12 protein-coding genes are annotated in these 12,471 nt (G+C 38.8%); 9 read left to right on the forward strand and 3 right to left on the reverse strand.

Annotated elements, in window-relative coordinates; translation table 11 throughout:
- The first annotated feature begins 59 nt into the window (after window positions 1-59).
- From H5163_RS01920 to rluF, 3 genes are all read left to right on the forward strand, one after another.
- Window positions 60-1,271 carry an EAL and HDOD domain-containing protein gene (locus H5163_RS01920; protein WP_182731590.1) on the forward strand — a complete coding sequence of 404 codons (1,212 nt, stop codon included), beginning with the start codon at window positions 60-62 and terminating at the stop codon, window positions 1,269-1,271.
- Window positions 1,272-1,287: 16 nt separating this feature from the next.
- Window positions 1,288-2,373: a DUF418 domain-containing protein gene (locus H5163_RS01925; RefSeq protein WP_145235902.1), complete on the forward strand. Its 1,086-nt coding sequence runs from the start codon at window positions 1,288-1,290 to the stop codon at window positions 2,371-2,373.
- 304 nt (window positions 2,374-2,677) lie between these two features.
- Entirely contained in the window at window positions 2,678-3,601 is a 924-nt protein-coding gene (rluF, locus tag H5163_RS01930) for a 23S rRNA pseudouridine(2604) synthase RluF (protein WP_145235899.1), read from the forward strand.
- 60 nt (window positions 3,602-3,661) lie between these two features.
- Here the strand turns inward: rluF and H5163_RS01935 are convergent, their stop codons facing one another.
- Window positions 3,662-6,724, reverse strand: coding sequence for an efflux RND transporter permease subunit (locus H5163_RS01935; protein WP_145235895.1), 3,063 nt, complete (start codon window positions 6,722-6,724; stop codon window positions 3,662-3,664).
- A gap of 1 nt (window position 6,725) precedes the next feature.
- Window positions 6,726-7,808, reverse strand: a complete 1,083-nt coding sequence (locus H5163_RS01940; RefSeq protein ID WP_145235892.1) for an efflux RND transporter periplasmic adaptor subunit — start codon at window positions 7,806-7,808, stop codon at window positions 6,726-6,728.
- A gap of 122 nt (window positions 7,809-7,930) precedes the next feature.
- Between H5163_RS01940 and H5163_RS01945 the strand changes: the two genes are divergently transcribed.
- A complete protein-coding gene (locus H5163_RS01945; protein ID WP_145235888.1) occupies window positions 7,931-8,824 on the forward strand; it encodes a LysR family transcriptional regulator in 894 nt (297 codons plus the stop codon).
- The gene (locus H5163_RS01950) at window positions 8,825-9,130 is read left to right on the forward strand and encodes an MGMT family protein (protein ID WP_145235885.1); all 306 of its coding nucleotides are present in this window, start codon (window positions 8,825-8,827) and stop codon (window positions 9,128-9,130) included.
- A gap of 9 nt (window positions 9,131-9,139) precedes the next feature.
- Here H5163_RS01950 and H5163_RS01955 read toward each other — a convergent pair whose 3' ends face one another.
- A complete protein-coding gene (locus tag H5163_RS01955; RefSeq protein WP_182734151.1) occupies window positions 9,140-9,778 on the reverse strand; it encodes a hemolysin III family protein in 639 nt (212 codons plus the stop codon).
- Between the two features lie 255 nt (window positions 9,779-10,033).
- Here H5163_RS01955 and H5163_RS01960 point away from each other — a divergent pair, with 255 nt between their 5' ends.
- The 4 genes from H5163_RS01960 (at window position 10,034) to H5163_RS01975 (ending at window position 12,467) form a co-directional block, all read left to right on the forward strand.
- Window positions 10,034-10,330 carry a hypothetical protein gene (locus tag H5163_RS01960; protein ID WP_145235879.1) on the forward strand — a complete coding sequence of 99 codons (297 nt, stop codon included), beginning with the start codon at window positions 10,034-10,036 and terminating at the stop codon, window positions 10,328-10,330.
- Window positions 10,331-10,543: 213 nt separating this feature from the next.
- On the forward strand, window positions 10,544-11,122 hold the full coding sequence (locus tag H5163_RS01965) for an LON peptidase substrate-binding domain-containing protein (RefSeq protein WP_145235874.1): 579 nt from the start codon (window positions 10,544-10,546) through the stop codon (window positions 11,120-11,122).
- Window positions 11,123-11,188: 66 nt separating this feature from the next.
- The gene (locus H5163_RS01970) at window positions 11,189-11,812 is read left to right on the forward strand and encodes a sigma-70 family RNA polymerase sigma factor (protein WP_145236307.1); all 624 of its coding nucleotides are present in this window, start codon (window positions 11,189-11,191) and stop codon (window positions 11,810-11,812) included.
- On the forward strand, window positions 11,805-12,467 hold the full coding sequence (locus tag H5163_RS01975; protein ID WP_145235871.1) for a ChrR family anti-sigma-E factor: 663 nt from the start codon (window positions 11,805-11,807) through the stop codon (window positions 12,465-12,467). The genes H5163_RS01970 and H5163_RS01975 overlap by 8 nt, the downstream gene beginning before the upstream one ends.
- The last annotated feature ends 4 nt before the right edge of the window (window positions 12,468-12,471 follow it).

Consider the following 12,471-nt stretch of genomic DNA (forward strand, 5'->3'; position numbering starts at 1 on the left):
CTTAGTATTGTTTTTTATTTTGTAACTAACCATCAATAGTCGAGTTTAAGGGTGAAAAAGTGCAAGTATTTGTTGCGCGCCAAGCAATATTCAATCGTCGTCAACATGTAGTTGCCTACGAATTGTTGTTTCGTAATAGTAGTGATAATTATTTTCCGGATATTGAAGAAAGTGTCGCAACGGCGAAACTGATCATGGAAAATCAGCTTAATTTTGGCACTCGACATATTACTTCTGGTAAAAAAGCACTGATAAATATCGGTCCTGATTCTTTAAAAATGGATTTATGTGCATTTTTGCCTTCGCAAGATGTGGTACTTGAGTTGCTCGAAACAATTGAGCCGACTGAAGAAAACTACCAGCTATGTCGTGCGCTGTTTCATAAAAACTTTGTGTTAGCACTTGACGATTTTGTATATGAGCCTAAGTGGGAAAGGTTTTTAAAACTTGTTAAATTAATCAAATTTGATATTCAAATAACTCCTTTGCAGCAAATTGAACCGCTTATTCGACGGCTGCAAAAATACAAAAAGCTAAAGTTGCTTGCCGAAAAAGTCGAAACTATTGATGATTTTAAAATAGCTCATAAGATGGGCTTTGATTATTTTCAGGGTTATTTTTTTGCCAAGCCGGTAGTCATTCAACAAAGAGACATTGATATAAACTATGCATTAGCCTTGACCATCTATGCACAAGTTATGAAAGAGCATCCTGATATCAATGCGATTGCGCGATTGTTTCAATTAGATACAGCGTTAGCATTTAAGTTATTAAGATTGATCAACAGCGGTGTGTTTCCTGTCCAAAAAGAAATAGAGTCACTCAAACAGGCTTTAGTTTATTTAGGTCATGATCATATAAAGAAGTTTGTTAGCTTGATTATCACCGCTCACGTTGCACAAACGAAACCTAACGAATTGATCAAAATGTGTATCATTCGGGCCCGATTTTGTGAGCTGATAGCGAAAAAGATAGCGCCTTCGCAAGCGAATAGTGCCTTTTTAACCGGTCTTTTTTCGTTGTTGGATGCAATATTAGATCGCCCAATGGAGCAATTACTCCTTCGTTTACCATTTCCAGAACCAATCAAAGACGCTCTAATGGAAGAAAAAAACACCCTGTATTATATCCTTGCAACAGTAAAAGCGTATGAATCAGGTAGCTGGTGGGCTATGGAGCAAGCAGTTGTATTTATTAACATAAATAGTGATTTACTGCCGAAGTTTTATCGAGATGCGCTAGACTGGTCAAACATACATAAGCACAACTAATAAGTCGAGCCCAATAATGCGTAATCAAAATATGGATGTTATTCGTGGTGTTGCTGTGCTTGGCTTAATGTACATGAATGCCTATTCCTTTGGTTTATTTGAATTTGGTTACGTACCATTACAGTCCCCGCCTTTTTCGGATCATGTTATTCAATGGGTGAGCCTTAGTGTTATTGACGGCCGCTTTCGCAGCTTATTTTGCTTACTCTTTGGTGCTGGCTTATATATTCAGTGGCAGCGTTACCAGCAGGTTGAGCAATTGCAAAAACGCTTAAAAGTATTGGCCGTGTTTGGTTTACTACATGGCTTTTTGTTGTGGGCTGGTGATATTTTGTTTATCTATGCATGCGCAGGTTGGTTGGTCATACAGTACCTTGATGCGAGTGACGAGATGTTATTAAAACGCGGTTGGCAATTTCTATCATTAGCCGCAGCGATAACTTTTTTGATAGCCTTAATTGACCCCACACTGACTATCTATCGAGATTCAGCCGATTTTTTAGCAAGTTATAATGCTTCACGAGGATCGGCATTAACTATTTTTGTCAATAATAGTGTGATGTTTATCGTGATGCTCATTGCACTTCCGCTGATCACTTTGTGGATGGCTGCAGGATTAATGCTATTCGGTATTTATGGCTATAAAAATAAACTGTTTGAGACTGGTTTAACTAAATTAAGCAAAATCAGAGTTTTGTCAATTGCGCTACTGTTAAGTGCGATTAGGATCAGTTTTGAATATCAATCTAGCTTATTTATTAGTGCATTAAAAGAACCCGTAAGCTGGTTTGCAGCATTATTCACAGCCCTATTAATTATTCATTTTGTGGTAAGGCTGACGACAAAACATGACTTTCACTTTATTGCATTGCAGCGTGCAGGAAGGCTCGCATTAACTTTATATCTAATGCAAACTATTTGCTTGTTAGTGTTGTTTAAAGTTTTTTATCCGCACTGGGTGCTAAGCTTTAATCATTTAGAATATTACGTATTAGTGAGTGGTTTAGTCATTTTTCAACTTAGCTTTAGTGTGATTTATTCGCGTTATTTTAAGCAAGGTCCAATGGAATTTATTTGGCGAAAGTATACAAATGCTGCTTGAGTTGAAGCTACTGCAAATAGTGTGGTAATTTTTTCTCTGTCACTGTAGGTTAAAATTAGCGCAAACCTACATACCGTAAAACAGAGCAATCGTTTAAGTATAAACAAACCGACTAGGTGCTTGCTGTGAAAAGGCTAATAGTTGGTTTAACAGCGCTTTATACTGCGTGATTAATTTTAACAAGTGGCTTCTATTGTTTGCAATCTGTGCCTTGTCTAAATCGCTTTTAAATTCAACTGCGCTCGCATCTTAAGGTGGTTTGGGTATACAATATCGGCCTTTAAAATTAATGTGAATTTGGCTCATGACAGACTTAAAACGATTAAATAAATTTATTAGTGACACCGGTTTTTGTTCACGACGCGAAGCGGATAAATATATTGAAGATGGTCGTGTTACTGTCAATGGTATACGACCGGAAATGGGTGTCAAAGTAGCATTGTCTGACACGGTACTGATTGATGGTAAGCCGCTGAAGAAAGTGCCGAAACGGGCGTACATCGCTTACAACAAACCCGTTGGTATAACCTGTACAACTGAGCGTAAAATTCAAAGTAATATCGTCAAAGCGGTTAACTACCCAGATCGTATTTTTCCAATTGGTCGCTTAGATCGGCCATCAGAAGGGTTGATATTTCTGACAAATGAAGGGGATATCGTCAATAAAATTCTTCGTGCTGGCAATAATCATGAAAAAGAATATGTTGTTACAGTCGACAAGCCATTAAATCGTCAGTTTGTGAATAAGATGGCAGGTGGTTTACCAATTTTAGATACAGTCACGAAAAAATGCAAAGTTACACAAACAGGACCGCAACAATTTACTATTGTATTAACGCAAGGTTTGAATCGTCAAATTCGTCGTATGTGCGAGTACTTGGGCTATGAAGTGGTCACCTTAAAACGCGTACGTATTATGAATGTCACGTTAAAAGGCTTAAATGTTGGCCAGTGGCGCCATTTAACTGAGCAAGAAATGGCTGAGATTAATAATTCGATTGCCGACTCGGGCAAAACCGAAGAGTTATCAGTGGATGAGAACAAACAACCTGCGAATATCAGCAAGCCGAAACAAGCACGCACGCCTTACAAAGAAAACGATAAAAAGCGTGATTTTGCTAAGCATGTCAAACAAGGCCGTTTTGATTCTAAAAATGACCAAACTAACGCCAAACCTGCAAGAAGAAATAGCACCACTCGCACAGGCACATTAAGCCTTAAAAAATAAGATCAAATTGTAAAACCAGGAACAACATAAATTGTGCTCCTGGTTTTATTTAAACCTCAGTTATTTTGCTTTTGGCACCTCAATTTTAAATAGCACGGTATAAAGCACCGGCACTACGATTAATGTCAACACGGTTGCAAAGCCTAAACCAAACATAATCGTCACCGCCATTGATTGGAAGAACACATCAAATAATAATGGGATCATTCCTAAAATGGTGGTGATTGCTGCCATCGCAACGGGGCGCACACGGCTTACACCGGAATCAAATACTGCTTGATAAGGCTCTTTGCCTTCACTGAGCTCAAGGTTGATCTGATCTACCAACACAATGCCATTTTTAATCAACATACCGCTTAAGCTTAATAACCCAAGTAGCGCCATAAAACTAAATGCGGCGTTCATCACTAGCAAGCCGGCGCTGACACCGATGATTGCTAAAGGTACTGTGGCCCAAATAACCAGTGGTTTTTTTACTGAGTTAAATAGCAACACAGTGACTGCAAACATCGCTAAATAGCCCAAAGGTAACGAGCCAAAAATAGCTTTTTTTGCCTTTGTTGATGATTCAAACTCACCGCCCCATTGTAATTCATAGCCATTAGGGAGTTTAATTGCTTCAATACCTGGCCTGACTCTTGAAAATAGTTTAGCGGGTGTTTCATCGCCTATTACGTCATGATCGGCCATTACTGTAATAGTACGTTTGCGATCGCGGCGCATTATTAGGCTGTCTTCCCACTGTACAACAAACTCATCCACCACTTGAGTAACTGGCACGAATACGCCTAATACTGGGCTGTATATTTGTAGGTCACGGAGGCTTTCAACATTAAGACGCTCTTGTGCAGGTGAGCGGGCAATAATGGGGATCTGTTGAGTACCATCTTTGTAAATGCCGACTTTTTTACCGGAAAAACTGGTTAATAATAGTTGGTCCAAGTCTGTTTTAGCGATACCCAGACGCCGCGCTTTTTGTTCGTTAAGTTGCGGGCGAATGAGTTTTGAGCGTTCACGCCAATCATCACGAATATTATAAGCACCGGCATCTTTTGCTAGCACTTCTTTTGCTTGTTTAGCTAATTGGCGAAGCACTACTGGATCAGCCCCCGAAAAACGCGCTTCTATTTTAGCATCAGTAGAAGGGCCTATTTCCATACGTTTTATTTTAAGCTTGGCATCAAATACATGGTTGTATTCATAGTCGCGAACTTTTGCAATCATCGTCGCCACTGCTTCGCGGTCTTTTACACGGATAATTAATTGACCATAAGCTGGGTATGATTTTTCAGGTGCGTAGGTCAACATAAACCGTGGTGCGCCTTGGCCTATCGTTGATGTTACTTCTTCGACCAGCTCATCTTTTTGTAAGAATGCTTCGAGTTTGGCGACGCCATCTAAAGTGGCATGAATATCAGCCCCTTGTGTATGCCAATAATCTACGTAAAACATTGGCGTGTTAGAAGCTGGAAAAAACGCTTGTTTAATAAACTTAAAGCCAAAAACAGAGCTAGCTAATAAAACGACCATCAACAATAAAGTGGTTTTACGAAAACGCATCGAGGTGCTTAATAAACTTTTATATAGATTAAAGATCACACCTTGATATGGGTCTTCATCATGGCTTTGCTGCTTGAGCTCTGTTTCTTTAAACATTAAGTCAGCAAAGAAAGGAGTCAAGGTAATGGCAGTGATCCAGCTTAATAATAATGAGATAAATAATACCCAAAATAAGCTGCCGGCAAATTCCCCACTAGCGTCAGAGCTTAAGCCAATTGGCGCAAATGCAGTAATAGCAATCACGGTTGCGCCAAGTAAAGGCCACTTTGTTTGCTCCACTATATTAGCCGCTGCTTTTATCTTTGTTTGCCCTCGCTTTAGGTTTATTAAAATACCTTCAGTGACTACGATGGCGTTATCAACCAACATTCCTAATGCAATGATCAGTGCACCTAAAGAGATACGTTGTAAATCAATCGCAAACAGTTTCATGAAAATGAATGTACCTAATACGGTCAGCAATAAAATTGCCCCGATCAGTACGCCACTTTTAAAGCCCATAAAGACAAGCAGGACAACAATAACGATAGCGACAGCTTCGAGTAAGCTGATGATAAAGCCATTGACTGATTTTTCGACTTCAACAGGTTGGTTATAAACGGTATTTATTTCCATGCCATGGGGGCGCTGATATTCAAGCGATGCTAAATGCGCTTTAATGTTATCGCCTATATCCACAACGTTTACACCACTGCTAAACGATACGCCAACGAGCAAGGCTTGCTGCTGGTTAAAACGGATTACATTATTAGGTACTTCGGCGTATTCACGAAACACCGTTGCAACGTCACCGAGGTAAATCAGTTCATTTTCACCTGGTTTTGAGATCAGTAGATTTTCGAGCTCTTTTACGTCTTTGAATTCGCCTGTTGGGTGCAGTCTAATTGATTCATCGCCTACGCGTATTTTACCTGCATTCGATACGGTATTTTGTGATTGCAATAATTGATAAATTCTAGTTGGTGCAATACCAAGCTGCGCCAGCTTACGCGTCGATATTTCAACCATCACCTGTGCTTGTTGTTCACCACTGACGGTCACTTTACCTACGCCGTCAACGAGTACCAGTTCGCGCTTTAAGTAATCAACATAGTTTTTTAGTTCGTCATAAGAGTAACCATCGCCAGTGACGGCATACATTACGCCGTATACGTCGCCAAAATCATCTAAAATGGTACTTGGGTATACACCACTTGGCAGTGATGAAGCGTTATCGTTAATCTTGCGCCGTAGCTCATCCCAAATTTGTCGTAAGTCTTGTTTGCGATAGTTGCTTTTCATTTCAACGGTAATTTGTGATTTCCCTGGAGATGAAATGCTGGTTACGTAATCCACATACGGCAATTGTTGAATTGCATTTTCAATCGGAAAAGTAACTTCATCTTCTACCTGTTGTGGTGAAGCGCCAGGATATAAGGTGATCACCATGGCTTTTTTTATTGTAAATTCAGGGTCCTCAAGCTGACCAAGTCCTAAATAAGATACTACGCCACCGATTAATAGTAATAGCGCGCACATCCAACTGACGACCTTTTGTTTTATGGCAAGTTCAGCAATGCTCATTTTATAAGCCTCGCTCTTTTTGCCACGGACGTACTTGCATGCCTTCTTTAAGGTAGTGAACACCAGCCGCGACCACAGTTTGACCTTGCTCTAAACCAGCAAGCACTTCAATACCACGTCGATGTAATTGGCCAACTTCAACAGCTTGCTTTTTCACCTTGCCAGTCTGTGGATCGTATAGCCAGACATAGCTGTTATTAGTAGGCTGTGTTGGTTCAGAGAACACCGCTTCAACAGGGAGTAAAATATAGTGTGATTGCGAGTGAGTAACTTTACTTAGATCAATATCTACACTGCCGGTCATGCCTGCCAACAGGTTAAAATCTTTAGGCACTGGTAATGAAAATACCACCTTGTAAGTTAATGTGGCTGGATCTGCTTGGGTGTCGAATTCTTTAATCATTAAGGTATATGATTTATTTGGGAAACCGTCAAAAACCACGCTTGGCTGATAGTCAATGTCTTTATCAATACGGGCGATTAGTTTTTCGGGTACTTGAATGATCACATCCATTAAATCACGGGTTTCTAAGCGAAGAATGTTTTGTTTTGCTTGGATATTCTCAAAGTTTTTAACAAACACTTTGGAAACGGTGCCGCTAAAAGGGGCACGTAATTCGCTATTATCTAAGTTGGTTTTTGCAATTTTTAATGCCGACTCAGCTACCTGTTTATTGGCAAGTGCCTGATCAAGTTCGGATTGACTGGTAATTGATTTATTAAATAGTTTTTGTACGCGTTCAAGTTGCGAGTGCGCCAATTCAAAACGTGCTTTTCGCTCATCATATTGCAGTTGAAAATCTTCAGGGTCTAACTTGGCAAGGAGTTGATCTTTTTCAACATGTTGACCTGCCAATGCCGGGAACTCTAATAACTCACCGTTAACTCTAAACGCCAAATAAGAGCCTTGATTTGCCACTACTTCTGCCGGAAAACTGCGTATTGTCTGATCTGAGTTAGTATCAATTTCAAATAGTTTTACTGGACGAATAGCTTGTTCGACGTGAGTGTCGGTATTTGATTCTTTACAGGCGACTAAACTCAGTATTAATGTTGATATAATTAAAACTGGCGACAGTTTCATGGTCTTCTCCGTGGCTATGAAAACATAAATTAGATGCAGCATACGCCGCGAACATATAAAATAAAAATTATTAAATTTTAAAAAGATCATAAATAAAATTTATGATTTTAAGTTGGACCATTATGAACTTAGTGCAGTTAAAAATGCTTGATGCCATTGTTCGCACTCAAAGCTTGTCGCAAGCTGCTTTAGCACTGTATAAATCGCAACCAGCTTTAACGTTAGCTATTAAGAAACTTGAAGCTGAGCTTGGTTTTGAATTGTTAGATCGTAGCCATTATCGATTGCAATTAACTGAAAAGGGTCGTATTTATCATCGCGAAGCAGCATTATTATTAGATGCTCAGGCACATTTAGCACAACTGGCCAGTGAACTTGCACTTGGTAATGAAGCAAATTACAAAATTTGTTATGAGCAGTTATGTCACCAAGCACTGTATAACGATATTATTTGCAATGCTTTTGTTAAACATACCAGCACCGAGTTTAGTGTAACCAGCGGAAAACGCTTTGTTTCTCTTGAGCAAGTTAATAAAGGACAAGCAGACTTAGGGATTGGTCCGTGGTTTGATTTGTTTCATGCTACAGGCGATTTAGAAAGTTTACCGATTGGCAAGCTCGATATTGGTATTGTTAGTGTGACAGGATTAGTGCCAGATAAAGTAACTTATCAACAATTACAGAACTTTCCTTGTTTAGCGATGTTTGAAAGTGATATGAGTTTTGACTCTGATCGTTTATCGTATTCAAAAGGCTCTACCATGATGAAAATTGATGATATATCAACTTTAAAATCGTTTTTATTATCGGGAGCTGGCTGGGCAATGATGAGTTTAGCGCATTGTCAAAATGAACTTGAAAGTGGTGTATTACAACAAATTAAAATACTAGACAGAGAAAATACTTTTAGCGCACAGATCAGAGTATTCCGACAAAATGCCACTCATCATGGACCCGTGGCAAGAGCCGTGTGGCAAGATTTTAAGCAGTTAAGTAAAACGTTTTTAGGGTCGTAAATGCAAGCCAGTAAAGAAGACAAAATTTATACTGTGATGGCGAATATACCGCCAGGAAAAGTAGCCAGTTATGGACAAGTAGCGGCAATGGCAGGATTGCTAAATAATGCTCGGCTAGTAGGGCGGTTATTAAAGTTAATGCCAAAAGATTCAAGCATACCTTGGCATAGAGTGATCAACAGCCAAGGTAAAATTTCTTTTCCTGAAGGGACAGCGCAGTACCAAAAGCAATATCAATTACTGCAAAGTGAAGGCGTAATTTTTAAAAATGGTCGTGTTAATATGCGTCAATTTCAGTGGGACTAATTAAAAAATTTAACCGACCGTAATAATATAGCGGCTGATTGCAATATAGTGACAAACACAGCCTGCAATCACAAATACATGCCAAAGTGCGTGGCTATATTGACGACTTTTAGCACTATAAAAGAGTGTGCCGAGACTATACAAAATCCCTCCACTGAGTAACCACCATAGTGCGTTTACTGGCACATTTAAATAAAGCGGGTAGACAATTGCAACTGCAAACCAACCCATTAATAAATATGTTGATAAAGACACCTTTTTGTTTTGTTTTTTCACCATTAATTTATAGCACACTCCGCCAAGTGCTAAAGACCATATAAATACCAGCGTTAAAATCGACCAAATTCCGGTTAATGAGAGTACTAAAAAAGGGGTGTAAGTGCCTGCAATCAAAATATAAATAGCACAGTGGTCACATTTTTTATAAAAAGCCCGCGCACCTATGCTGCTACTGCTGTGATAAAGCGTAGATGATAAAAACAGCAACAATAAACTACCGCCATAAACAATTGCACTGACCGTTGCTTCAATCGTGTGTGTCTTGCCGGTAAGCTCCCACAATACAAACAATGAAAATATAACGCCTGCGCCGTGAGACAGGCTATTAAGTTGCTCTTCTTTTTTAGAATAAGCGGGTTCAACCGACATGACATACTCATCATAAAACATTAATTTGGATTTGAGTGTACAAGTGTACGCTGAAACTTTCAATGCTTATTTATTGACTATATTTTGGTTTTTTTAACCAATTTGAATGGTTTTAAAATTCACATCATCAATAGGTTATGCACTTGTGTGATTTAAAGTGCATAAAAAACAATTAGTTAAAATTTATTTCGTGGTTGGCACAACCTTTGATTAAGTAATAGCGACTAACTTAATAACACAATAGGGAATACCATCATGAAAAGCATTATTAAACTATCTGTTGCAGCACTTTTGGTTGTTGGTTCTACACAAGCAAGTGCAAATGACGGTCAATTAGATATTACTCAAACGCTATCAAGCAGCATTGCACAATACATTGAAAGTACGAGTAATGAATTACAAAGCAAATTAAAACAGTCATTGTTTAGTGATTCGCAAAAAATGTTAACCGAACTGTTTTCTCAGCAAAGCGAGCAATCAGCTGAAGTAGGTGTAGCTGAAAATACATCACAACTCGTTGCAACTAGCAATGCAGTAAAAGTTGAGGGTTAAAGTAATGAGCAGCGAATTAGGATTATTAGCTTTAATGTTAGCACCCGTTGTAAGCTTGTTAAGTGCGTATGCATCAGTTGAATTGTTACGTAATGTAGGGCAGTGGCTAAACATAGGCTAAGGGGATACCGATAAGTAATAATCAGTAACATTGATCTTGTTTGCTGCAGTGCACGTAACGTAATGCATAGTTAAACTGATGTAGTGAGCCTTATGAAACGTGCAATCTTTCCATTACCTGTATTTATTTTACCAAGTGGGTATACGCGGTTAAGAATTTTCGAACCTCGTTATCTTGATATGGTAAAAGAATCACTTAAAAATGATCATGGATTTGTTCTTTGCCAGTATGATGTTGATAGTCATCTCAACGTTCCTAAGTATGGATGCTTAGTGGATATTATTGACTTTTCACAAGATCAACAAGGGCAATTACTGATTGATGTGGTAGCTAAATCTGTAGTTGAGTTAACTGATGTAACTGAAGATAAGCAGCAGCTACGTTTCGGTCAGCTATCAGCACCTACAATGCCCTTTTGGTTTGAACAACCCCATAATTTAGATCGCGATGATACATATTTAGTAACTGCTTTAGAGCAGTTGTTTGATGTTAATACAGAATTAACCGATTTATATCGCCAGACACACTTTGATGATTTGAACTGGGTTATTGCTAGATGGCTTGAATTATTACCTATTTCAATTGATAAAAAACAACAGCTTGCCTTTAAATCAGACTTTGCGAATATTCACTCTTTCCTTCATACTGTGATTAATAACGAATTTTCCTAATTAATATGATCTTAATTTAGTTGCCCTGCGTATTGAATAAGCAAGAACACTAATGGGAATATTATGATGGTGAGTCAACAACTTTCAACACGTTGTGAACCTAACACAGGTAATTACACTGCCATGCCACAAACGCCAAGCAAAGAACTTGCTGATGCATTATCTGCGGTTGCAGCTAATCGCGATAAACAAGCATTCGCTTATTTATTTGCGTACTTTTCACCAAAAATAAAACGCTTTGGTATCAAGCAATTTAACTCAGAAGCACAAGCGATGGAATTAGTACAAGACACGCTTACTTCCGTGTGGCGAAAAGCACATCTCTATAATAATGATAAAGGCGCTGCTACAACGTGGGTATATACCGTAATGCGAAACGCATCATTTGATATGCTCAGAAAAATGAAAAGTAATAAAGAAGATAATATTAGCGAAGATATTTGGCCGTTAGTTGAGCAACATGATAATGCTGACTATGAATTTAGTGATCATCTTGAAAATCAACAAATAAAAAATTACCTAGATAAATTACCCCAAGCTCAACGCGATGTGGTTAAAGGCGTTTATTTTCAAGATATGTCACAAGAGCAACTTGCAGAACAATTGAACATTCCAATTGGTACCGTGAAGTCACGTTTACGTTTAGCGTTACAAAAATTACGCAATGAAATGGGAGACCGCAATGATTAAACATCACCCAAGCGATGCGCTATTAGCGCAGTATTGTAATGCGTCATTACCGGCAAGTATAAACGTCGCCGTCGCTATTCATCTTGATATGTGTAGTTGCTGTAAAGAAAAAGTGCAACGCATTGAAGCAAACAATGCCGTAGATGTGTTTGGCACTGATGATGAGCATCCTCAAACTACAGATTTAGCTATTGATGAATTATCATTAATTGATGCAATTACAGCAGATGTAACTGCTGATGAGGTATACAAGGTCGCGCCTCAAACTATCCTTGTTAATCAGCAAAATTATCAATTGCCCCGTGCTCTTGCCCGTATTTCACATAGCAAATTTATGCAAATGGGGAAATTATCACGTTCTCGTATCGATCTAGATGATGGTGCGTTACGTTCTAGCTTATTGCACATTGATGCTGGTGGAGAAATCCCTGAACATACTCACACTGGTTTCGAATTGACTTTATTACTTGATGGCGAGTTTAGTGATGAAGAGGGTCAATATGTGCCTGGCGACTTTATGTGGCTCGATGGTCGTCATCAACATACCCCGATCACAGAAAAAGGTTGTTTATGTTACACAGTAGTCAGTAGTGCTCTACACTTTAAGAAGGGACTGAGTAAGTTACTCAATCCAATTGGCAATTTGATTTACTAGGAGT

It is taken from the genome of Pseudoalteromonas sp. SG44-8 (assembly GCF_014164125.1).
In the GTDB taxonomy this organism is placed as follows: domain Bacteria; phylum Pseudomonadota; class Gammaproteobacteria; order Enterobacterales; family Alteromonadaceae; genus Pseudoalteromonas; species Pseudoalteromonas rhizosphaerae.